Source organism: Candidatus Streptomyces philanthi, assembly GCF_059553635.1.
In genome coordinates this window covers 1-23,067 of sequence record NZ_JCANQV010000029.1, presented here as the reverse complement: position 1 = coordinate 23,067, position 23,067 = coordinate 1, and the positions used below count along the sequence as shown (strand labels likewise).

Annotated in this window: 17 protein-coding genes and 1 pseudogene; 9 read left to right on the top strand and 9 right to left on the bottom strand. The window is 73.6% G+C overall.

Features of this window, described 5'->3' with window-relative positions:
* Positions 1–31: 31 nt before the first annotated feature.
* Positions 32–856, bottom strand: a complete 825-nt coding sequence (locus AC51EU_RS06235; protein WP_496265645.1) for a TIGR03619 family F420-dependent LLM class oxidoreductase — start codon at positions 854–856, stop codon at positions 32–34.
* Between the two features lie 168 nt (positions 857–1,024).
* Between AC51EU_RS06235 and AC51EU_RS06230 the strand changes: the two genes are divergently transcribed.
* Positions 1,025–2,539, top strand: a complete 1,515-nt coding sequence (locus tag AC51EU_RS06230; RefSeq protein WP_496265644.1) for a CehA/McbA family metallohydrolase — start codon at positions 1,025–1,027, stop codon at positions 2,537–2,539.
* A gap of 72 nt (positions 2,540–2,611) precedes the next feature.
* On the opposite strand, the gene AC51EU_RS06225 is transcribed toward AC51EU_RS06230, so the two are convergent.
* From AC51EU_RS06225 to AC51EU_RS06200, 6 genes are all read right to left on the bottom strand, one after another.
* Positions 2,612–4,177 carry an APC family permease gene (locus tag AC51EU_RS06225; RefSeq protein WP_496265643.1) on the bottom strand — a complete coding sequence of 522 codons (1,566 nt, stop codon included), beginning with the start codon at positions 4,175–4,177 and terminating at the stop codon, positions 2,612–2,614.
* A gap of 273 nt (positions 4,178–4,450) precedes the next feature.
* Positions 4,451–5,920, bottom strand: coding sequence for an aldehyde dehydrogenase family protein (locus tag AC51EU_RS06220; RefSeq protein WP_496265642.1), 1,470 nt, complete (start codon positions 5,918–5,920; stop codon positions 4,451–4,453).
* Positions 5,917–7,656, bottom strand: a complete 1,740-nt coding sequence (locus AC51EU_RS06215) for an N-acyl-D-amino-acid deacylase family protein (RefSeq protein ID WP_496265641.1) — start codon at positions 7,654–7,656, stop codon at positions 5,917–5,919. The genes AC51EU_RS06220 and AC51EU_RS06215 overlap by 4 nt, the downstream gene beginning before the upstream one ends.
* Before the next feature lie 32 nt (positions 7,657–7,688).
* A complete protein-coding gene (locus AC51EU_RS06210; protein WP_496265640.1) occupies positions 7,689–8,816 on the bottom strand; it encodes an LLM class flavin-dependent oxidoreductase in 1,128 nt (375 codons plus the stop codon).
* 152 nt (positions 8,817–8,968) lie between these two features.
* On the bottom strand, positions 8,969–9,919 hold the full coding sequence (locus AC51EU_RS06205) for a TIGR03619 family F420-dependent LLM class oxidoreductase (protein WP_496265639.1): 951 nt from the start codon (positions 9,917–9,919) through the stop codon (positions 8,969–8,971).
* Positions 9,920–10,045: 126 nt separating this feature from the next.
* Positions 10,046–11,281 (bottom strand): amidohydrolase family protein, encoded by a 1,236-nt coding sequence (locus tag AC51EU_RS06200; RefSeq protein ID WP_496265638.1) that lies wholly within the window; start codon positions 11,279–11,281, stop codon positions 10,046–10,048.
* Positions 11,282–11,598: 317 nt separating this feature from the next.
* On the opposite strand from AC51EU_RS06200, the gene afsR reads away from it, so the two are divergent.
* From afsR to AC51EU_RS06180, 4 genes are all read left to right on the top strand, one after another.
* Positions 11,599–14,535 carry an SARP-family global regulator AfsR gene (gene afsR / locus AC51EU_RS06195; RefSeq protein ID WP_496265637.1) on the top strand — a complete coding sequence of 979 codons (2,937 nt, stop codon included), beginning with the start codon at positions 11,599–11,601 and terminating at the stop codon, positions 14,533–14,535.
* A 279-nt stretch (positions 14,536–14,814) separates the two neighbouring features.
* Positions 14,815–14,976, top strand: a complete 162-nt coding sequence (locus AC51EU_RS06190) for a hypothetical protein (protein ID WP_496265636.1) — start codon at positions 14,815–14,817, stop codon at positions 14,974–14,976.
* Positions 14,977–15,250: 274 nt separating this feature from the next.
* The gene (locus AC51EU_RS06185; protein WP_496265635.1) at positions 15,251–16,822 is read left to right on the top strand and encodes a class I adenylate-forming enzyme family protein; all 1,572 of its coding nucleotides are present in this window, start codon (positions 15,251–15,253) and stop codon (positions 16,820–16,822) included.
* Positions 16,823–16,963: 141 nt separating this feature from the next.
* Positions 16,964–17,584 carry a TIGR03086 family metal-binding protein gene (locus AC51EU_RS06180; protein ID WP_496265634.1) on the top strand — a complete coding sequence of 207 codons (621 nt, stop codon included), beginning with the start codon at positions 16,964–16,966 and terminating at the stop codon, positions 17,582–17,584.
* 15 nt (positions 17,585–17,599) lie between these two features.
* Here AC51EU_RS06180 and AC51EU_RS06175 read toward each other — a convergent pair whose 3' ends face one another.
* Positions 17,600–19,246, bottom strand: a complete 1,647-nt coding sequence (locus AC51EU_RS06175; RefSeq protein WP_496265633.1) for a FadD3 family acyl-CoA ligase — start codon at positions 19,244–19,246, stop codon at positions 17,600–17,602.
* A 91-nt stretch (positions 19,247–19,337) separates the two neighbouring features.
* Between AC51EU_RS06175 and AC51EU_RS06170 the strand changes: the two genes are divergently transcribed.
* From AC51EU_RS06170 to AC51EU_RS06160, 3 genes are read left to right on the top strand one after another with little or no spacing between them, the layout of a single operon-like run.
* Positions 19,338–20,489 (top strand): lipid-transfer protein, encoded by a 1,152-nt coding sequence (locus AC51EU_RS06170; RefSeq protein WP_496265632.1) that lies wholly within the window; start codon positions 19,338–19,340, stop codon positions 20,487–20,489.
* 6 nt (positions 20,490–20,495) lie between these two features.
* Positions 20,496–20,969 carry a Zn-ribbon domain-containing OB-fold protein gene (locus AC51EU_RS06165; protein ID WP_496265631.1) on the top strand — a complete coding sequence of 158 codons (474 nt, stop codon included), beginning with the start codon at positions 20,496–20,498 and terminating at the stop codon, positions 20,967–20,969.
* Complete coding sequence (locus AC51EU_RS06160; RefSeq protein ID WP_496265630.1) at positions 20,966–21,721, top strand: enoyl-CoA hydratase/isomerase family protein; 756 nt, start codon at positions 20,966–20,968, stop codon at positions 21,719–21,721. Before AC51EU_RS06165 ends, AC51EU_RS06160 begins: the two co-directional genes overlap by 4 nt.
* A gap of 77 nt (positions 21,722–21,798) precedes the next feature.
* Here AC51EU_RS06160 and AC51EU_RS06155 read toward each other — a convergent pair whose 3' ends face one another.
* Complete coding sequence (locus tag AC51EU_RS06155) at positions 21,799–22,557, bottom strand: MerR family transcriptional regulator (protein ID WP_496265629.1); 759 nt, start codon at positions 22,555–22,557, stop codon at positions 21,799–21,801.
* Between the two features lie 167 nt (positions 22,558–22,724).
* On the opposite strand from AC51EU_RS06155, the pseudogene AC51EU_RS06150 reads away from it, so the two are divergent.
* Positions 22,725–23,067 (top strand): annotated as a pseudogene (locus AC51EU_RS06150) (hypothetical protein); the annotation flags it as partial.

The window sequence follows — 23,067 nt, the reverse complement described above, 5'->3', positions numbered from 1 at the left end:
CGGCCTTCCGTGGGCTCCCCCGCCCCTCCCGTCACAGGTACTCGGCGTACCCGTCCAGTTTCCGCAGCACTTCCGCCTCGTCCGTCGCGGGGAGTTGCACGACCACCTCCGAGATGCCCAGGTCCCGGTAGTACGCCAGCTTCCCCGCCGACGGGACGACCGCGTACGGAACGACGGCCGGCTCCCCCTTCCGTCCGGCCTCCTGCCAGGCCGTACGGAGCGCCGGAAGGCTCTCGGACAGGCCGCGGCCGCCGATCGGCAGCCAGCCGTCGGCGTAGTCGGTGATGTGGGAGAAGACGGTCGGCCCGGCGACGCCGCCCACCAGGACCCGCGGGGCGCCGCCGGACGGCTTGGGGTGGGCGTGGGAGGCGCGTACGGAGCAGAAGGCGCCCTCGTGGGCGGTGGGTTCGTCGGCCCACAGGGCGCGCATCACGGCCATCCGGTCGCGCGTCAGCTCGCGCCGGGTCGACCAGCGCACCCCGTGGTCGGCGGCCTCCTCGACGTTCCAGCCGAAGCCGACGCCGAGGGTGAAGCGGCCGCCGGAGAGGAAGTCGAGGGTGGCGATCTGCTTGGCGAGGACGATGGGGTCGTGCTGGGCGACCAGGGTGATGCCGGTGCCCAGGGACAGCCGCTCGGTGACGGCGGCGGCCTGCCCGAGCGCCACGAACGGGTCCAGGCTGCGGTGGTACTCACGGGGCAGCGGTTCCCCCATGGGGGCCGGGGTGTCGCGGCTCACCGGGATGTGGGTGTGTTCCGGCAGATAGAGCCCGGCGAAGCCGCGCTGCTCCAGCTCGCGCGCCAACCGGACCGGCCGGATCGTCTCATCGGTCAGAAAGATCGTGGTCGCGATCCGCATACGGGACGTACCTCCAGGTCGGCCGGGTCGGTGACCGCATGGTGCCCTACCGCCGACGGGTTATCCACAGCCCTTTCGCGTCGTGTCACACGCGCGTACAACGGTTTTTACCTGCCGTCGCCGGCGGCGGGCCGCCCTTGGGGGACCTTCAGGAACGGAGGGGTGGACGTGGAACGACGCGAGGTGCTGCGGCTGTCGGCCGGCGCGGGCGCGGCGGGCGCGCTGACGCTCGGGACGGCGGGCGGAGCGGCCGGGGCGGCCGCGGGTGCCGGCGCTACGGACGGCGAGCGGGTCCGTACGCTCACGGGGCATCTGCCGCCGGGCTCCCCCGACTTCGTCCACCTGCCGTTCGAGGTGCCCTCCGGCGTGCGGGAGATCGCCGTCTCCTACCGCTACGACAGACCGCCCGTGCCCGAGGGCACCGTGGGCAACGCCTGTGACATCGGGCTGTTCGACGAGCGGGGCGCGGCGGCGGGCGGTGCCGGGTTCCGGGGCTGGTCGGGCGGCGCGCGCACAGAGTTCTTCGTACGGGCGGACGCCGCGACGCCCGGCTATCTCCCCGGTCCGGTGCGCCCCGGCACGTGGTACGTCGCGCTCGCCCCGTACACCGTCGCCCCGCAGGGCATGACGTACGCGGTCACCGTCACCCTCCGGTCCGGCCCGGCGGGGCGCACCCCGCGGCCGGTGTACCCGCCGGAGCGTGCCAAGGGCCGCGGACGCGCCTGGTACCGCGGGGACAGCCATCTGCACTCCGTCCACTCCGACGGCAGACGGACGCCCGCCGAGATCGCCGCGCTGGCGCGCGCCGCCGGGCTGGACTTCCTCACCACCACCGACCACAACACCGTCTCCGCGCACCGCGCCTGGGAGGGCCTGTGGGGCGACGACCTGCTGATCCTCACCGGCGAGGAGATCACCACCCGCAACGGCCACGTCCTGGCGCTGGGCACCGACCCCGGTGTGCTCTTCGACTGGCGGTACCGCGCCCGTGACGGCGTCTTCGGCCGCTGTGCCCGCGCCGTGCGCCGGGCCGGGGGCCTGGTCGTCCCGGCCCATCCGCATGCCGCGTGCGTCGGCTGCGGCTGGAAGTTCGGGCTGGACGAGGCCGACGCGGTGGAGGTGTGGAACGGCCCGTACACCCCGGAGGACGAGACGGCGCTCGCGGAGTGGGACAACACCCTGGTCGCGCATGTCCGGGGCGGCCGCGCGCGCTGGTTGCCGGCCGTCGGCCACAGCGACGCGCACCGCGATCCCGATGTGGTGGGCCTGCCGCAGACGGTGGTGCTCGCCGACGATCTCTCCCGGCAGGCGGTCCTGGACGGCATCAGGGCGGGCCGGGTGTGGATCGCGGAATCCTCGGGGATCGATCTGTCGTTCTCGGTCGGCGGGCCGCGCGGTGAGCACGCGGGCATCGGCGAACGGCTCGCGGTACCCGGCGCGGCACGGGTGGAGGCCCGTCTGACGGTCTCGGGCGCCCCCGGCTGCACCGTCTCGTTCCACACCGACCAGGGCCGTCTGCACTCCGCGCCGCTGCCGCCCTCCGGGTCCGGCACCGTGACCTGGAGTACGACCCCGGACCGGGCAGCCTACGTCCGCGCCGAGATACGCCGCGCCGCCACCGGCCCCGGCCTTCCGGGGGCGATGGCGGCACTGACGAATCCGGTGTTCCTGGGACGGGGGTGAGGGCCTGTGGGGCGGTGACCCGCGCGGTGCTCCGCACCGGCGCCGTCCGGCCCGTCCCGGGAAGGCCCGTCCCTAGTCCTCCACGACCAGTGCCGGAGTGGCGCGGGTCAGGACGTGTCCGCGGAAGAAGGCCGGGCTGTGGCGGCGCATCACCAGCATGATCACCGCGCCGACGGCGAGCAGTCCGACGCCGATGACGAAGACCGAGCCGACACCGAAGACGGCGCTGCCGGAGCCGTAGGCGGGGTTCCACATGTCGATCAGGGTCTTGCCGAACACGGCCGTCAGGAGGACGCCGCCGAGGAGGGGGAAGACGCCCTTGAAGAACAGATCACGGACGGAGTTGCGCAGCTCGTGGCGGAAGAACCAGGCACAGGCGAAGGCGGTGATCGCGTAGTAGAAGCAGATCATCAGGCCGAGCGCGTAGATGGTGTCGATGAGGACGTTCTCGCTGACGTAGCTCATCACCGCGTAGAACAGCCCGGTGGCCAGTCCGGCCGCGACGGTCGCCTTGCCGGGCGAACGGAAGCGGGGGTGGATGCGGGCGTAGGACTTCGGCAGTGCCTCGTAGGTGCTCATCGCCAGGACGGTCCGGGCCACCGGGATGAAGGTGGTCTGGAGGCTGGCGGCGGCGGAGGCGAGGACGGCGACGAAGAGGAGCACGCCGAGGGCGGTGCCCATGACGGGGTTGGCGAGGGCGGCGAAGACGTTGTCGGCGGTCTTCGGGTTGCCGAGGCCGTGGCCCTTGCCGCCGACCCCGGCGAACATCTGGGCGGCGACGGCGGTGAGCAGGTAGGAGCCGATGAGGACGACCATGGCGACGAGGGCGGCGCGGCCGGGGGTCTTGGCGCTTCCGGCGGTCTCCTCGTTGACGGTCAGGCAGGCGTCCCAGCCCCAGAACATGAAGATCGAGAGCGACAGTCCGGCGGTGAAGGCGGAGAAGGACTCGACGGAGAACGGGTCGAGCCAGGTCCAGGAGAAGTCGAGGGAGCCGCTGAACTCGCCGGAGCGCGCCTTGACGACGGCCATCACGATGAACACCGCGAGGACCGCGAGTTGGAGGCCGACCAGGGCGTACTGGACGCCCTTGGTGGCGGTCATGCCGCGGTAGCTGATGGCGGTGGCGAGGGCGATGAAGGCCAGGCAGGTCAGGACGTGGACGGGTTTGTCGCCGTCCAGGGCCGCGATGGCCTCGCTGCCGGTGAGTTCGCCGAGCAGCAGGTAGAAGAAGGAGGTGGCGACGCCGGCGAGGTTGGAGAGCACGATGATCGTGGCGATCACCAGGCCCCAGCCGCACATCCAGCCGACGTAGGGGCCGAACGCCTTGACCGACCAGGTGAAGGAGGTGCCGCAGTCGGGGACCGCCTTGTTCAGCTCGCGGTAGGCGAAGGCGACGAGCAGCATCGGCAGGAAGCCCGCGAGGAAGACGGCGGGCATCTGGAGCCCGACCTCGCTGACCGTGGGGCCGAGGGTCGAGGTGAGGCAGTAGACGGGGGCCACGGTCGAGACGCCGATGACCGCGCTGCCGAGCAGGCCGACGGAATTGCCGCTCAGGCCCTTGCCGCGGGTGTCACTGCCCGTGACGCCGACGCTCGTTACCGTGTCTCCGGCCGGGGGCCGGGGGTCTACCTGAACCATGAACAGGACGTTAAGTGCTGCTGTTTCCGCATCCGGAAGTTCAGCCTCCGACCCCAACTCCTTCATTACGAAGCCAGATTTCGGTACTTGATCAAGCAACTAAAAGGCCCGAGGTGCCTTCCGCCTTCGACTTGGCGCCCCCGGGGAGGTAATCGCGATTGCGGGAACCGCAGCGGTGTCCCTTATGTCCCGATTCAAAATTTTCCCGCCCGGTCGGTTTCGCCGTCCGGCCCCGCCCGCCCGACGCTTCCTCACCCTGTCCTTAATTCGCCGTTAACGTCCCGTTCCCCCGGGCCACACCAGCGCCTGGAGCTCGCTGTACGCGTGCAGCGCGTACGAGCCCACGTCCCGGCCCACACCGCTGTGCCGGAAGCCGCCGAACGGGGCCTCCATGTTCCGGCCGACGGTGTTGACGCCGACACCACCCGCCCGCAGCCGGCCCGCGACGCGGAAGGCCCGTTCCACGTCGCGGGACCAGACATAGTCCATCAGCCCGTACGCGCTGTCGTTGGCCAGCGCGATGCCCTCCTCCTCGTCGTCGAAGGGGAGCACCACGACCACCGGGCCGAAGATCTCCTCGCGCACCACCCGCATCCCGGGGGCACACCCGGTCATCAGCGTCGGCGCGACATAGAAGCCGCGCGGCAGGTCCGGCCGTTCGCCGCCCGCGACGATCTCGGCGCCCTCCGCGCGACCGAGCGCGATGTACGCCTCGACCCGGTCGCGGTGCGCGGCGGAGATCACCGGCCCGACGACCGTGTCCGGCTCCCGCGGGTCGCCGATCCGCAGCCCCCGGGCGCGGCGGGCCAGCCGGTCCACCAGCCGGTCGTGGATGCCGCGCTGGGCGAGCACCCGGGTCGGCGCGGTGCAGATCTGGCCGCTGTAGAAGGAGAAGGTGGTGCCGATGCCCGCGACCGCCGCGTCCAGGCCGGCCTCGTCGAGATCGTCGAAGACCAGCGCGGCGCCCTTGCCGCCCAGCTCCATCAGCTGGCGCTTCATCCCCCGGCCGCAGACCTCGGCGATCCGCTGCCCGACGGCGGTGGAGCCGGTGAAGCTCACCATGTCCACGTCCGGGGCGGCCACCGCGGCCTCCCCGACCGCCACGTCCGTCCCGGAGACCACGTTCACCACGCCCGGGGGCGCGCCGGCCTCCGCCAGCGCCTCCTGGAGCGCCTCCGCCATCCGGTAGACGGACAGCGGGTCCTGCGGCGCCGGTTTGACGACCACCGTGTTGCCCATCGCCAGCGCGGGCGCGACCTTGCCCGCCGCGTTGGCCCAGGGGTTGTTGTACGAGGTGACGCAGGTGACCACGCCGACCGGGCGGCGCACCGCCAGCGCCCCCAGCACACCCCGCGCGCCGATCTGCGGCGGCAGCGCCCTCTCGACCGGTTCCCGCGCCCCGCGCGCGTACCGCTCGAAGCGGTCCCGCGCCACGCCCACCTGCATCGCGCGGGCGGTGGCGGTCGTCGCGCCGGTCTCCGCCCGTGCGAGTTCCGCGTACCGGTCCGTGTCGCGCCGGATCACCTCGGCGGCGCGTTCCAGGACCCGGGCGCGGGTCCCCGGGTCCGTGCGGGACCACGGTTCGAAGGCCGCGCGGGCCGCGCCGACCGCCTCGGCCACCTGCTCGGGCCCCGCCTCCGGGGCCCGCCCCACGACCTCCTCGGTCGCGGGGTCGATCACGTCGTGGTGGCCCCGGGCCGGTTCGACCCACTCGCCGCCGAGGAACAGCCGCTCGCCCGTCATGCCGTCGCCACCGTCGCGGTGTCCCGCCCCGACCGCAGCACCGTGCCCGGCAGCGCGCCGGTCACCTCGCCGTCGCGGACGGTCTCCACGCCGTTGACGCGGACGGCGGTGACACCGAGCGCCCGGGAGTCGAGCCGGGGGCTGTCGCCCGGCAGGTCGTGCACCAGGGTGGCGGGCCCGGCGTCGATCCGGTCCGGGTCGAACAGGACCAGGTCGGCGCGGTAGCCCTCGGCGATCCGGCCGCGGCCGCGCAGCCCGAAGAGGCGGGCCGGGTCGTCGGTCAGCATCCGTACGGCCCGCTCCAGGGGGACGAGCCGGCGGCCGCGCAGGCAGTCGCCGAGGAAGCGGGTGGTGTAGGGGGCGCCGCACATCCGGTCGAGGTGGGCGCCCGCGTCGGAGCCGCCGAGCAGGACGTCCTCGTGCTCCCAGGTCTCGCGGCGCAGCGCCCAGCTGTCCGGGTCGTTGTCGGTGGGCATCGGCCACAGCACCGTCCGCAGGTCGTCGCGGGCGCAGATCTCGACCAGGCAGGCGAAGGGCTCCTGCCCCCGCTCGGCGGCGATGTCGCGGACGACGCGGCCGGTCAGACCCTCGTTGGCGGCGGAGTAGGTGTCGCCGATGACGTAGCGGTCGAAGTCGGCGAGCCGCCGGAAGACCCCGGCCTCCTCGCCGCGGGCCCGGCGCAGCATTCCGTTCCGTACGGCGGGGTCGCGCAGCCGGGCGATCCGCTCCGGGCGCGGCAGGGAGAGGATCTCGCCCCAGCCGGGAAGGAGGTTGAGGGCGCAGAAGGTGCCCAGGGACATGTTCATCGGGGTGAGGATCGGCATGGTCAGGGCGACGATGCGGCCGCCGGAGCGGCGGGCCCGCTCGCTGGGGGCGAGCTGGCGCGGCACCCGGTCCGGTACGGCGGCGTCGATGGTCAGCACGTTCCAGTTGAGGGGGCGTGCGGCCGCGGCCGTCATGGCGACGAGCAGATCGCTCTCGGCGTCGTCGAAGCGATCGAGGCAGCCGGTGACGATGGCCTCCAGCTGGGTGCCCTCGTGGGCGCCGACCGCGCGGGAGAGGGCGAGGAGTTCGTCCGGCGCGGCGTGCCGGGAGGCCACCGGCCGCCCGTCGCCGTCGGAGTGGGTGGACGACTGGGTGGTGGACAGGCCCCACGCCCCCGCGTCCATCGCCTCGTGGCAGAGCGCGAGCATGGCGGCCAGCTGCTCGCCGGTGGGCCGGCCGCCGGTCGCGTCGGGTCCCATGGCGTGGCGGCGCAGCGCGCAGTGCCCCACCATGAACCCGGCGTTGACGGCGATGCGGCCCTCCAGCCCGTCGAGGAAGTCGCCGAAGCCGTGCCAGTCCCAGGGCGCGCCGCGCTCCAGCGCGACCAGCGACATGCCCTCGACCTTGCTCATCATCCGCCGGGTGTAGTCGGCGTCCTCGGGGCGGCCGGGGTGGAGGGGGGCGAGGGTGAAGCCGCAGTTGCCGCCGACGACGGTGGTGACGCCATGGTGGAGGGACGGGGTGGCGTACGGGTCCCAGAACAGCTGGGCGTCGTAGTGGGTGTGCGGGTCGACGAAGCCGGGGGTGAGGACGAGGCCGGTGGCGTCCTCGCGGGTGCGGGCGGGGGCGGTGACGGTCCCCGCCGGGGCGACGACCGCGATCCGTCCGTCCTCGATGCCGACGTCGGCCGTGGTGGCGGGGGCGCCGGTGCCGTCGACGACGGTCGCCCCCCGGATCAGGTGGTCGAGCATGGCGTGCTCCCTCCCGAGGACGTGTGGTGGGGTCAGCGGCCCGCGGCCTGCCGGAACCGGGTGGTGCGGTGCACCGGGTCGGTGTCGATCTCCGGGATGACGTGTTCACCGATGAGCCTGATGGTGGTGAGGGTCTGCTCGCGTCCGATGCCGGCGGGCAGCCCGAAGGAGAGCTGGTCGGCGCCTGCTTGCTCCCAGCGCCTGCACTGGCGCAGCACCTCGTCGGGGTCGCCGCAGATCAGCAGCTCCTCGGCGATCAGCAGCTCGATCAGGTCCTCGGTGTACGGGGGCAGCAGCTCGGGCCATTCGGGGATGCCGTCGGGGCGCGGGAAGGTGTCGTGGTAGCGGAACAGCAGGGACTGGAGGTGGTTGAGCCCGCCGCCCGCGGCGATCCGGACGGCCTCGCGGTGGGTCTCGGCGCAGACGGCGGTGGTCGTCACCATGACGTTGTCGTTGACGAAGTCCCCGACCGGTTCGGCCTCCTTGACCGCCGACTTGTACGCGTCGAGCACCCACTCCATGTCGGCGACCTTCTGCACGCTGAACCCGAGGACGCCGAGGCCCTTGCGTCCGGCCATGGCGTACGAGGACGGTGAGCCGGCCGCGTACCACATCGCCGGGTGGGACGGCCCGTACGGCTTGGGGAGGATCTTGCGCGGCGGGAGTTGCCAGTGTTTGCCCTGGAAGCCCTGGTACTCGTCCTGGAGCCACATCCGGGGGAACTCCGCGATGGTCTCCTCCCAGAGTTCCCTGGTGTGGTCCATGTCGGTCACCCCGGGGAAGAAGCCGAGGATCTCGTGGCTTCCGGCGCCGCGCCCGGAGCCGAACTCGAAGCGGCCGCCGGAGAGGTGGTCGAGCATGGCGACCTTCTCGGCGACCTTGACCGGGTGGTTGACGGGCGCGAGCGGGTTGAAGATGCCGGAGCCGAGGTGGATGCGTTCGGTGGCGTGCGCGAGATAGCCGAGGAACACCTCGTTCGCGGAGAGGTGGGAGTACTCCTCCAGGAAGTGGTGCTCGGAGGCCCAGGCGTACTTGAACCCGGAGCGGTCCGCCTGGATGACGTACTCGGTCTCCTCCATCAGCGCGTGGTGCTCGGCCTCGGGGTCCACCGCCGTGCGTGCCGAGGGCACATAGCCCTGCACGAAGAGCCCGAATTCCAAGGGTGTCACCGTCCTGTCCCGGAAGAGATATCTGACGGTGCGTCAGATTCGAGGGGTCGACTGTCCCACCGGAGGGTGGGGGCGTCAAGGGATGCCGCGGGGCGGGGGCGGGCCGTCCCGCCGGCCCGCGGCGCGAAGCCCCACCGGTCCCGTCAGTCCCCGAGGTGCACGGCGACCTCCTCCGCGAACGCCGCCATCTGCTCCACCAGCTCGTCCCGGCTCCGGCTGCGGAAGCGCACCTGGAGCTGCCCCACCCCCATCGCCCGGTACTCCCGCAGCGACCGCGCGATCCGTCGCGGCGGGCCCGCCAGCGTCCGCCGGCCCACGTCCCAGCGGGGTGTGCCCACGTACAGCGGCTCGGCGATGGCGCCGATCTCGGCCGGCTCGCCGATCCCGGCCGCCTCGCGCAGCCGGCGCAGCCGTGCGATCTTCGGCGGCAGCTCGTCGCGGCGGTCGCCCTGCGGCAGCCAGCCGTCACCGCGCAGCGCGGCACGGCGCACCGCCGCGGGCGAGGAGCCGCCCACCCAGATCGGCGGCCGGGGCGTCTGGACGGGCCGCGGCTCCTGCACCGGACCGGCGAACGCGAACCGCTTCCCGCTGAACGCGGTGCGCTCCCCCGGCGCCCAGGCCGCCTTGAGCGCGTCGATGCTCTCGTCGAGCAGTTCGCCGCGCCGCGCGAAGTCCGCCCCCACCGCCGCGAACTCCTCCGGTACGTGCCCGGCGCCGACGCCGAGGATCAGGCGCCCGCCGGAGAGATGGTCGAGGGTGGCGTACTGCTTCGCGGTGACCAGCGGGTGCTTGAGCCCGGCCACCGCGACATGGCTGAGCAGCCGTACGCGGGTGGTGACGGCGGCCAGGTGCGCGAGGGTGGCGACCGGGTCGTACCAGACGGTGCCCATGGCCGCCGCCAGCCGGGCGGGGACCGCCAGATGCTCGCAGCAGCCGAGGTACGCGAACCCGTACCGGTCGGCGGCCCGCGCCACCGCCACCAGGTCGGCGGGTCCGGCGCCCGCCTCCCAGTCCTCCGCGAACAGCGCGCTCCGCGCCTGCACCGGCAGCTGCATCCCGTACACCAGCCGCCCCTCGGGCAGTATCCGCACCATGGGCCCCTCCGGGTGAGTCGGGGCGGCGGCGCCCGTACGGCCCGCCGCCCGGGTGCGGGGGCGCACGCCCCCGGGGACAGAGGGGAGGGCGCGCCCCCGGCGCCGCCCTCCCACGTCACTCCCGCCTCAGGCGGCGGCGCCCGCCCACAGGCCGTCCGCCGTCAGGCCCAGCAGGTCGACGGCGTTGCCGCGGACGATCCGCTCCACCACGTCCGGCGCCAGATGCGCCATCTGGGCCTCGGCGACCTGGCGGGAGCGGGGCCAGGTGGAGTCGGAGTGCGGGTAGTCCGTCTCGTAGAGGACGTTGGGGACGCCGATGGCGTCGAGGTTGCGCAGCCCGAAGGCGTCGTCGAAGAAGCAGCCGTGGACATGCCCGGCGAAGAGTTCGGACGGCGGGCGGGTGACCTTGCTGGAGACGCCGCCCCAGGCGCGGTTCTCCTCCCAGACGGTGTCGGCGCGCTCCAGGATGTACGGAATCCACCCGATCTGCCCCTCGGCGTACATGACGCGCAACCGGGGGAAGCGCTCGAAGGCGCCGCTGAGCAGCCAGTCGACCATCGAGAAGCAGCAGTTGGCGAAGGTGATGGTGGAGCCGACGGCGGGCGGGGCGTCCGCCGAGGTGGAGGGCATGCGGCTGGAGGAGCCGATGTGCATCGCGATGACGGTGCCGGTCTCGTCGCAGGCGCGCAGGAACGGGTCCCAGTGGTCGGTGTGGACGCTGGGGAGCCCGAGGTGCGGGGGGATCTCACTGAAACAGACCGCCCGGACGCCGCGTTCCGCGTTGCGCCGTACCTCCGCCGCGGCCAGTTCCGGGTCCCACAGCGGTACGAGGGTGAGGGGGATCAGCCGGCCCCCCGCCTGCGGGCCGCACCACTCCTCCACCATCCAGTCGTTGTACGCGCGCACCCCCAGCAGCCCCAGTTCGCGGTCGCGCGCCTCGGTGAAGGTCTGGCCGCAGAAGCGGGGGAAGGTCGGGAAGCAGAGCGCGGACTGGACATGATTGAGGTCCATGTCGGCCAACCGTTCGGGGACGCTGTACGAGCCGGGGCGCATCTGCTCGTAGGTGATGCCCTCCAGCCGTATCTCGTCGCGGGAGCAGCCGACGGCGGTGTCGAGGCGGGTCAGGGGGCGGCGCAGGTCCTCGTAGACCCACCAGTCGGTCTGCGGGCCCTCATCGCCCGGTTCACCCATCTTCGGGGCGAATTTCCCCCCGGTGAACGTCACCTCCGTCAGCGGGGCGCGGACGATGCGCGGGCCGGTGTCGCGGTACTTCGACGGGAGCCGTTCCTGCCAGACGTGCGGAGGCTCCACCGTGTGGTCGTCGACCGAGATGATCCTCGGGAAGGTCTCCTGGGTGTCCATGGCCCTTACGGTAGCCATGATCTGACGGATCGTCAGTAAAGCTGTCGGTGAGGTGTACGGTACGCAGCGTGCCGCCGTGCGGGCCCCGGAGGCGGCCGGCCCGCAGGTCCGCGCCCCGGCACCCGGCATCCGGACCCCACGGAGCGACGCCTCCCCCTTCCCGTCACCAACTGGAGGGGAGGCTTTGTGCACGCTCCGGACCGGTACTGACGCCGGGGGCATGGACAAGGCAGACTGGCCGTTGCACACAACCGATGGAGCACAGAGCGGAACGGTGCGCACAGGACGAAATGGATGGCACAGGGCAGGGGGACACCATGGACGACGGTCCGGGGCAGGGCCGGGAGCGGCTCCGCTTCACCGTGCTCGGTCCCGTACGGGCGTGGCGCGGCACGACGCCGCTGGCTGTGGGCTCCCCACAGCAGCGCGCGCTGCTCGCCGCACTGCTGCTGCGCGGCGGGCGGACCGCCACCGCCGCCGAACTCGTCGACGCGCTCTGGGGTGAGGAACCCCCGCACGCCGCCCTCGCGGCCCTGCGCACCTACGCGTCCCGGCTGCGCAAGGCCCTCGGCGCCGACGCCGACACCCTCGTCAGCGAATCCGGCGGCTACGCCCTGCGCTCCGCCGACGGCCGCCCCCTCACCCTCGACGAGGACCTCGCCGAGCAGCACGCCGCCGAGGCCGAGAAGGCCCGCGCGGCCGGCGACCGCTGCCGCGCCCGCGACCTGCTGGACACCGCCCTGTCCCTGTGGGACGGCGAACCCCTCGCCGGCATCCCCGGCCCCTACGCCGAGAACCAGCGCACCCGCCTCGGCGAATGGCGGCTCTCCCTGATCGAGAGCCGCCTCGAACTCGACCTCGAACTGGGCTGCCACGCCGAGACCGTCTCCGAACTCACCGCCCTCACCGCCGCCCACCCGCTGCGCGAACGCCTCCGCGAACTGCTGATGCTGGCGCTCTACCGCAGCGGCCGGCAGGCCGAGGCCCTGGCCGTCTACGCCGACACCCGGCGGCTGCTCGCCGACGAACTCGGCGTCGACCCGCGCGCCTCCCTCGCCGAACTCCAGCAGCGCATCCTGCGCGCCGACACCGACCTGGACGCACCGGCCGCCGCCCCGGACAGCGCCGGCGACGCCGGCACCGTCCCCGTCCGCCCGCAGCAGCTGCCCGCCACCGTCGCCGACTTCACCGGCCGCTCCGCCTTCGTCACCGAACTCGGCGAACGCCTCACCACCGCCGAGGGCAGCGTGATGGCCGTCTCCGCGCTCACCGGCATCGGCGGCGTCGGCAAGACCACCCTCGCCGTCCATGTGGCGCACGCCGCCCGCGAGCACTTCCCCGACGGGCAGCTCTACGTCGACCTCCAGGGCGCCGGCCACACCCCTTCCGAGCCGCAGGCCGTCCTCGGCGCCTTCCTGCGCGCCCTCGGCACGCCCGACTCCTCCATCCCCGACGGTCTGGAGGAACGCGCCGCCCTCTACCGCTCCACCCTCGCCGGCCGCCGCGTCCTCGCCCTCCTGGACAACGCCCGCGACGCCGCCCAGATCCGGCCGCTGCTGCCCGGGGCCGAGGGCTGCGCCGCGCTGATCACCAGCCGCGCCCGCATGATCGACCTGGCCGGGGCGCACCTCATCGACCTCGATGTGATGAGCCCCGAGGAGGCACTGACCCTCTTCACCCGGATCGTCGGCGAGGAACGGGTCTCCGCCGAACGGCAGGCCGCCATGGCCGTCGTCGGCGCCTGCGGCTTCCTGCCGCTCGCCATCCGCATCGCCGCCTCCCGGCTCGCCTCCCGCCGCACCTGGACCGTCTCCGTCCTCGCCAGGAAGCTCGCCGACGAGCGCCGCCGCCTGGACGAACTGCGCGCGGGCGACCTCGCCGTCACCGCCACCTTCGAACTGGGCTACGGCCAGCTGGAGCCCCACCAGGCCCGCGCGTTCCGCCTGCTCGGCCTCGCCGACGGGCCCGACATCTCCCTCGCCGCCGCGGCCGCCGTCCTCGACATGGACCTCGACGACGCCGAGGAACTGGTCGAGTCCCTCGTCGACGCCAGCCTGCTGGAGTCCGCCGCGCCCGGCCGCTACCGCTTCCACGACCTCGTCCGCCTCTACGCCCGCGCCTGCGCGGAGCGCGACGAGCCGGCCGCGCGCGAGGCGGCCCGCTCCCGGCTGCTGGACTTCTACCTGGCGAGCGCCGCCCGGATGTACGCCCTGGAGCGGCCCGGCGACCGGCTCATCGACCACATGGAGACCACCGACTACCCGGGACTCGGCTTCACCGACCGCCAGGAGGCACTGACCTGGCTGTTCAGCGAGTCGAGCTGCCTGTTGGCATGTGCCCGGCAATCCGATGAGCCCCCGTACCTGCGGCGCGCCGTCGACCTGCTGCTGCTCACCCTCGACCTCGCCGAGTCCGGCGCCGACGCCCGGCAGTACGAACAGGCCAACGAGGAGCTGCTCACGGCGGCGCGGACGGCGGGCGACCAGCACGCCGAGGCGCGGCTGCACACCTCGCTCACCAATGTGCACACCCTCGCCGGACGCCTCGACGAGGCCGACGAGCACGCCAAGTCCGCGATGCTGCTGGGACTGGCCGTCGGCGACCCGTTCTCGTCCTCCAACGCGCCCAACGACCGCGCCATCATCGCCGGCGAGCAGAAGCGCCACGACGACGCCGAGGCCTACCTCAACCAGGCGCTGACCGCCTTCCGCGACGACAACAACGAGCAGTCCGAGGCCAGCGCGCTGTGCAACCTCTCCCGCGTCCACCTCGACACCGGACGCACCGACAGCGCCATCGAACTGGCCCAGCAGGGCATCGCCATCTACCGCAGGCTCGGCGCCGAACGCCGCCTCGCCAACGGCATGTACGCCCTCGCCCTGGCCTTCACCCTCGCCAACCGGCTGGACGACGCCACCGGGCAGCTCATGCAGGCGCTGACGATATTCCAGGAGAGCCGCCAGCGCTTCTGGGAGGGCATGACGTACTTCCGGCTCGCCGAGGTCGACCTCGCCGACGGACGGCCCGCCGACGCCGCCAACCACGCGGAGCAGGCCCTGACGGCGCTGCGCGGCATCGGCGGCGAATGGTGGCGCGCCAACGCCCTGACCACGCTCGGGCGGGCACTGCACGACATCGGGCACACCGGCCGCGCCCGGGTCTGCTGGCAGGAGGCCCTGGCGATCCATGAGCGCCTCGACTCCCCCGAGGCCGTCAAGGTCCGCTCGCTGCTCACCCCGCTGGCCCCCGTATAACCGCAGGTCAGACGCATCAGCGGCGGCGTTTATCGATCGTTCATCGACGCACGTCACTCTCTTCAGTACCGATCCGCCGCCTCGGGGGGCAAGCGGCTCGGTGACCGGCCCCACCAGAAGGTGGCCGGCCCGGTACACCCCTCCGGCGATCTTCGGGGGAGTCGCCGGCGGGGTGACCGGCCCCACCAACGCGGTGTCCGGGCCTGGTCACCTCTCCGGCGACCCACGGGGGAGCCGCCGGCGGGGTGGCCGCAAACCCATTCAAGGAGTTTGGTCACCATGGAACAGAAGCGCGCCACCACGAAGAAGAAGCCCATCGTGAAGCCGATGGACAAGCACCGCCCCATCATCGCCGAGGGCATGGTGCCCGAGCCCCAGGCACCGGTCCCGGGCACCGTCAGCGTCCGCGACAAGCACCGCCCGCTCTCGGACCCGCAGTAGCACCGCACGGCACGCACCACAGCCACCACACGAGCACAGCCACCGCACAAGCAGCATCACCGCACGAACGGCCACCGCATTCGGGGGATCGCAGGGGCCGGCCACGATGGCAGGAGGGGAGCCATCGGGGCCGGTCCCTGCGGCGTTTCCGGGGACGGGACCAACTCGGCTTCCTTCCGGCCGGGCCGGACCCCGCAACTCCTGACGTACCGTCAGTTCCACTGCTACAGTCGCACCCTTCGCCACCGCATCCGCACCGCTCAGGAGGCGCGTCGTGTTCGAGCCCGCTCGTGTACGGACGGTCTGGGAGCTGATGGAGTACCGGGCGCGGGTGTCGCCCGGGGAGCCGATGTTCTTCGAGGGGGCCGCGGACGGGGACGGCGGGCGGACCGTGACGTTCGGGCAGGTGCGGGACGCGGCGCTGCGGGTGGCCGCCGGGTTGCGGGAGCTGGGGGTGACGGCCGGGACGCGGGTGGCGTGGCAGCTTCCCACCCGGATCGGGACGGTCGTCGTCTCGCTGGCGCTGGCGCGGCTGGGGGCCGTGCAGGTGCCGGTGCTGCATCTGCTGCGGGAACGGGAGGTCCGGTTCGTCCTGGCGGACTCGGGGGCGGAGTACGTCCTGGTGCCGGGGGTGTGGCGGGGGTTCGACTTCACCGCGATGGCGCGGGAGGCGGCCGGGGAGGGAGTGCGGGTCGTTCCGGTCGGGGAGGACGGGGGCGGGCTGCCCGCCGGGGCTCTGGGGGCGCTGCCGGAGCCCGGGGGCGCGGACGACGGCGGGACCCGGTGGATTTACTACACCTCCGGCACCACCGCCACCCCCAAGGGCGTGGAGCACACCGACGCCTCCCTGCTCGCGGGCGGCACCGGGCTGGCGACCGCGCTGGGGATGTCGTCGGCCGACATCGGCTCGATCGCCTTCCCGTACGCGCACGTCGCCGGGCCCGACTATGTCATCGCGATGCTGGTCAGCGGCTTTCCCGCGGTGGTGCTCGACACGTTCCGGGCGGACGCGGCGGCCGCGGTGCTGCGGCGGCGGGGGGTGACGATGGCGGGCGGGAGCACCGCGTTCTACCGGGCGTTCCTGGACGCGTCCCGCGCCCACCGGCGCGAGCACCCCGGCGCGGGGCGGCTGATCCCGTCGTTGCGGCTGCTCAGCGGGGGCGGGGCGCCGCTGCCGCCGGAGCTGTGCGAGGAGGTCGTACGGGAGCTGGGGTGCCCGGTCGTCCACGGGTACGGGATGACGGAGAGCCCCATGATCACGATGGGGACGCCGTACGACAGCGCGGAGCGGCTGGCGCGGACGGTGGGGCGGCCGGTGACCGGCGCCCGGCTGCGGATCGCCCGGCCGGACGGGAGCGAGGCGGCGGCCGGGGAGACGGGTGAGGTGACGCTGAAGGGGCCGATGGTGTTCCGCCGGTACACGGACCCGGCGCTGACGGCTCAGGCGTTCGACGCCGAGGGGTACTTCCGGACCGGTGACCTGGGCCGGCTGCGCCCGGACGGGCATCTCGTCCTCACCGGGCGGCTCAAGGACATCATCATCCGCAAGGGCGAGAACATCTCGGCGCAGGAGGTCGAGGACCTGGTGCGGACGCATCCGGCGGTGGCGGAGGCGGCGGTGATCGGCCTGCCGGACCGTGAGCGCGGGGAGCGGGTGTGCGCGGTGGTCACCCTCACGGACGGCGCCGCGCCGACACTGGCGGAGCTGGCCGGGCATCTGCGGGCGGCCGGGGTGATGGCGCAGAAGCTGCCCGAGCAGCTGGAGGTCGTCCCGGAGCTGCCGCGCGGCGGGCCGCTGGGCAAGGTCCTGAAGACGGTGCTGCGGGAGCGGTACGGGCGGGGGTAGGGCCCCGGGGGACGGAGGGTGCCGCCCCGGGGACGCACCGTGCCGGCGCGTGCGGCTGTGGATGCGGGGCGGGCGGGCGCGGTCTTCACTGGGAACAAGGCCCCGGGCCGGGACGACGGGACGACGGAAGGAAGTCCGGCCATGACCGATGCCCATGCCCGTACCGCCACCGCCGGAACGATCGACTTCACGGCGCAGACCCGCCTGGTCGGGCAGCTCGCGGCGCACACCGCCGACGAGCAGCTGGACGCGCCCACGCCCTGCGAGGACTTCGCCGTCCACCATCTGCTGGGCCATCTCGTCGGGCTGACGGCCGCGTTCCGGGACGCGGCGCGCAAGGAGTTCGGGCCGACCACCAACACCGATCCGGGCGTGGTGAAACCGGACATCACCCCCGAATGGCGTGAGCTGCTGTCCCGGAACCTCACCGAGATGGCGGAGGCATGGCGGCACCCGGAGGCGTGGCGGGGCGAGACCCGGGCCGGCGGGGTCACCCTGCCCGCCCCGTTCACCGGCCGGATCGCGCTGAACGAGCTGGTCGTGCACGGCTGGGACCTCGCCCGCGCCACGGGTCAGCCGTACGCGCCGGACGAGGCGAGCCTGACGGTGGCGTACGAGCTGCTCGCGCCGTCCGCCGAGGGCTCGGGGAGCGAGGGCATGTTCGGCCCGCCCGTCCCGGTGCCGCGGGACGCGCCGCTGCTGGACCGGGTCGTGGCGCTCAGCGGCCGCCGGCCGTCGTGGACGCCGCCCGCGGGGCCGTAGCCGTAGAGCCGGTCGTCATCCGCCGTTCTCCCGCAGCCGGGACTTGAGGACCTTGCCGCTCGCGTTGCGCGGCAGGGCCCTCACGAACTCGACCTCGCGGGGCACCTTGTAGTTGGCCATCTCGCGGCGGGACCAGGCGATGAGGGCGTCGGCGGTCAGGTGCGAGCGGGCGCGGCGTACCGCGTACGCCTTGCCGACCTCGCCGAGGCGGGCGTCGGGGATGCCGACGACGGCGACCTCGGCGATGTCCGGGTGGCGGGCGAGGAGCCGTTCGATCTCGGCGGGGTAGGCGTTGAAGCCGCCGACGACGAACATGTCGGTGAGGCGGTCGGTGATCCGCAGGTTGCCGTCGGTGCCGAGGACGCCGATGTCGCCGGTGCGCAGCCAGCCGTCGGCGGTGACCGCCCGCGCGGTGCCGTCCGGGTCCTCGAAGTAGCCGGACATCACGGGGTAGCCGCGGACCTGGATCTCGCCGCGTTCGCCGGGCGCCAGGGGCACGTCCCCGGGCCCGGCGATCCGTACCTCCGTGCCGGGCAGGGCGCGGCCCGAGGTCGTGGCGATGACCTCGGGGGGATCGTCGCGGCGGCACATGGTGACGATGCCGGAGCTCTCCGAGAGGCCGTAGGCGGTCAGGACGGTGGCGACGCCCAGGTCGCCACGGAGCCGCTCGACGAGTTCCAGGGGGACGGCGGCGGCGCCGGTGACGACCAGGCGCAGCGCGCTCAGGTCGTGCCGGGCGCGGTCGGGGTGGTCGAGGAGCCGCTGGTGGAGGGCGGGCGGGCCGGGGAGGACACAGACGCGTTCGGCGGCGAGGCGGGCGAGGACGGTGTCCGGGTCGAAGACGGGCTGGGGGATCATCGTGGCGCCGCGCAGCAGGCAGGCGAGGACGCCGGCCTTGTAGCCGAAGGTGTGGGAGAACGGGTTGACGATGAGGTAGCGGTCACTCTCCCGGAGGCCGGCGAGCGCGGCCCAGACGCCGTAGGCGCGCAGGGTCCGGTCGTGGGTGATCACGGCGCCCTTGGGGCGGCCGGTGGTGCCCGAGGTGAAGAGGATGTCCGAGGGGTCCTCGGGGCGCAGCGCTTCGGCCCGTGCGCGGACGGCTTTCCCGTCCACCGCCCGGCCCCCGTCGAGGAAGGCACGCCAGGTGGTGAAGTCGGCGGGCGCGTCGTCGGCGAGGACCACGACACGCTCCAGGTGCGGCAGTGCGGGCAGCGGGCCGGTGCCGGGGCCTTCGCGGCCGGCCCGGCGCAGCGCGGCCACGTAGGACGCGCCGAGGAAGGTGCCGGTGACGAACAGCAGCCGGGCGCGGGTGCGGCGCAGGATGTCGGCGGTCTCGGCGCCCTTGAGGCGGGTGTTGACGGGGACGAGGACGGCGCCCGCGGTGACGGCGCCGAGGGCGCAGACGATCCAGTCGGGGGTGTTGGGGGCCCAGACGGCGACCCGGTCGCCGGGCCGGACGCCACAGGCGAGGCAGGCGGCGGCCGCGCGTTCGACGCGTACGCCCAGTTCGGCGTAGGTGAGGCGGACGCGGCCGTCGGCGACGGCCTCGCGCGGGCCGTGGCGCTCGGCCGCCGCGTACACCAGGCGGGCCACGGTGCCGTACTCCAGGTCGGCGCGCGGGTCCGGGGCGCCGGCCGGTGTGGTGCTGTCCCCGTCGTGCATCGGTTCCCCTCCGCCGAAAGAGCTGACTACCCGTCAGATTAGCGGTAGCCTCCTCGCCTGTCAGTACGAGCGGACGGCCGCGGAGGTGGCGATGGGCGCGACCCTCAAGGACGCTACGGCGATAGCCGGCATCGGGCAGACCCCGTTCGCCGCACGGCTCGCGGACTCCGAGAAGGCGCTGGCCTGCCGCGCGATCCTCGCCGCCCTGGACGACGCGGGCATCAGCCCCTCGGAGGTCGACGCGTTCGCCTCGTACACCATGGAGGAGACCGACGAGGTCGAGATCGCCAAGGCCATCGGCGCCGGGGATGTCGTCCACTTCTCCAAGGTCGGCTACGGGGGCGGCGGTTCCTGTGCGACGGTGGCGCATCTGGCGGCCGCCGTCGCCACCGGGCAGGCGCACGTCGGCGTCGCCTGGCGGTCCCGCAAACGCGGCTCGGGGCCGCGTCCCTGGAGGAACACCCGGGCCCAGCTCCCCACCCCGGCACAGTGGACCCGCCCGTTCGGGCTGCTGCGCCCCGTCGACGAGATCGGCATCCTGGCCCGCCGCTACATGCACACCTACGGCGTCACCCGCGACCACCTCTTCCACGTCGCCCTCGCCTGCCGCAACCGCGCCAACCAGAACCCCGACGCGATCATGTACGAGCGGCCGCTGACCCGCGAGATGTACATGACCTCCCGCTGGATCAGCGAACCCCTCTGCCTCTTCGACAACTGCCTGGAGACGGACGGCGCGCTGGCCTGCGTCGTGGTCTCCGCCGAGCGCGCCCGCGACTGCCGCCACCGGCCCGTCCTGGTGCACGCCGCCGCCCAGGGACTGCCCGCCCAGCACCACGGGATGGTCAACTACTGGAACGACGACCCGCTCACCGGCCCCGCCTGGACCGCCGCCCGGCACCTGTGGCGCCACGCCGACCTGCGACCGGAGGACGTCGACGTCGCGCAGATCTACGACGCGTTCACCCCGCTGGTGCTGCTCTCCCTGGAGGGCTACGGCTTCTGCGGACGCGGCGAGGGCGGCGCTTTCACCGAGGGCGGCGCCCTGGAGAGCGGCGGCCGGCTGCCGGTCAACACCGCGGGCGGCGGGCTGTCCGAGGCGTACGTCCACGGGTTCAACCTCATCAACGAGGGCGTCCGGCAACTGCGCGGCACCAGTACCGCGCAGGTCCCCGACGCCTCCGTCTGCCTGGTCACCGCGGGCGAGGGAGTCCCCACATCGGCCCTGCTGCTGAGGAGCTGAGCTGCCATGAGCACGGCACACGAGGACCCGGCGACGGCCGACGGCGACGGGCTGCTGCCCCCCGTCCCGGACGACGACGGCGCGCCCTTCTGGGAGTACGCCGCGCGGGGCGAACTGCGCGTCCAGGTCTGCTCCGGCTGCGACACCCCCCGTTTCCCGCCCCGCCCCTGCTGCCCGCACTGCCGGGCGTTCGACAGCCACTGGCGCCGGACGGACGGCCGCGGGCGCATCTGGTCGTTCGTGGTGCCGCATCCGCCCCTGCTGCCCGCGTACGCCGCACAGGCCCCGTACAACGCGGTGGTCGTGGAACTCGCCGAGGACCCGCGCCTGCGCCTGGCCGGGAACGTCGTCGCCTCCGCCGACGCCCGGCTGGACTCCGTCGCCCCGTCACGGCTGCGCATCGGCGCCCCCGTGAAGGCCGTCTTCCACACGCTCCCCGGCGGCCTCACCGTGCCCCGCTGGCTCCTGGAACGCCCATGACCCTCCGGACGGAGATCACCGACGGCGTCGCCCTGCTCACCCTCGACCGGCCGGAACGGCACAACGCCCTCGACCTCGCCACCGCCGACGCGCTCGCCGCCACCTGGCGGGCGTTCCGCCGCGACCCCTCCGTACGGGCCGCGGTGATCACCGGCGCCGGCGGCCGGGCCTTCTCCAGCGGCCTCGACCGCTCCGCCGACGTACCGCAGCCGCACTCCCCCTACTCCCTCGACGACCCGCTGCTCCGCATCGGCCCGAAGGCCAACGACCTGTGGAAACCGGTGATCGCCGCGATCGAGGGGCTGGCCTGCGGCGGCGCCTTCTACCTCCTGGGCGAGGCGGAGTTCCTCGTCGCCTCCGAGACCGCCGTCTTCTTCGACCCGCACACCACCTACGGCATGGTCAGCGCCTACGAGGCGGTCCTCATGGCCCAGCGGATGCCCTACGGGGAGGCCGCCCGGATGTGCCTGATGGGGACGGCGGAACGGCTGGACGCCGCCCGCGCCCACCGGATCGGCCTGGTCTCCGAACTCACCCCGCCCGGCGCCGCCGCCGCGACGGCACTGCGCCGCGCCGCCGTGCTGGCCGCCCTGCCGGCCGAGGCCGTCCAGGGCACCGTCCGCGCCCTGTGGGCCGCCAAGGAGGCGACCCGGGCGCACGCCCTGTCCCTCGCGCCGCATCTGATCGCGCTGGGGAACCTGCCGGCGGAGCAGCAGGCGCGGCTGTTCGCGGGGAGGGAGCGGGACGGCTGACGGGGCGTGGGGGGCGGTCGCCGGGGGCGCCGTCCACTGCCGGAGGTCTGCGGCCCTCCGGCAGCCCGGCCCGCCGGTCAGCTCAGCCGCGCGTCGGCGTAGGTGTCCATCGCCGCGCACTGGTACGCGGCCAGCCCTTCGGCGATCTTGTCGAAGTTGGCGCGGAAGCGGGGGTCGTCGGCGTAGGTACGTCCCAGCCCCTTGTACGCCTCCGCGCACGGGGTCCAGAAGCGGCACACGCCCTGGTAGTGCGCGTCCACCTCGGCCTGCACGGCGGGGTCGTCGGCCGGGGTGCCGGCCGCCATGAACTCCGCCATGCGGATCATCTGCGCGGTCACCTCGCGCTGCCACCGCTCCATGTCGTCGCCGGACATCGCCGCGACGGCCTGCTGGGACTGCTCCCATTCCCGGGGCCAGCGCTCGCGTACCTCGGCCTCCTCCTGGGGCTCGAAACCCTCGAAGAGGTTCTCCGGCCTGTTGATCTTCACCATGGTGGGGTCGTCCTGTCCTTCCTCCAGTTCGGCGATGGTGCGGGCGACCGTACGGGCGAGCGTTCCCAGCCGGTCGCGCTCCGCCAGCAGCCGCTGCCGGTGGGCGCGGAGCACGGCCACCCGGTCGGCGCCGCTGTCGAGGACGGCACGGATCTCGCGCAGTCCCACGCCCAGCTCCCGCATCAGCAGGATCTGCTGCAACCGCAGCAGCTCGGCCTCCCCGTAGTAGCGGTGCCCGTTGCTCCCGATCCCCGCGGGCGGCAGCAGTCCGGTCCCGTCGTAGTGCCGCAGCGTCCGCGACGTCACCCCGGACATCCGGGCCACCTCCGCGATCGACCAGGTCACGGCCGCCTCCCTTCGCCGGGCCGGTCCCTCCGGCCCTGACAACGACCGTAGAAGTTGACGCAACGGAAACCGCAAGCGCGCCGTCGCGGTCGTCTCGCGGGGGCCGGTGGTCAGGCGTAGCGTCGGTCACGGAGGACATCGGGACGACGCGAAGCGAGGCGACGCCTGTGGTGCGCAACGTGCTCGGTTCCCTGATCGCCCTCGTCGGAGCCGCGGCCGCCGTCTGGAGCCCCTTCCGTCCCTGGTACGACGGCCGTCACGGGCGCGATGTACGGATCGAGGACCTCTTCGGCCATCTGACCGGCGATCCCGCCTCACTGCTCGGCTCGATGTTCCTCCCCATGGTGTGCGCCGCCCTCCTCACCCTGATCGGCGTGGCACTGCGGTCACGGACACTGGTGGGCCTTGCGGGGCTGGTGGTCCTCGGGTTCACCATCCTGTGGGCGGTGCGGCAGATCCAGGCGGTGGGCAGCCTGACCGTGGGCCACGGCGGCCTCGGCGCCGGCGTCG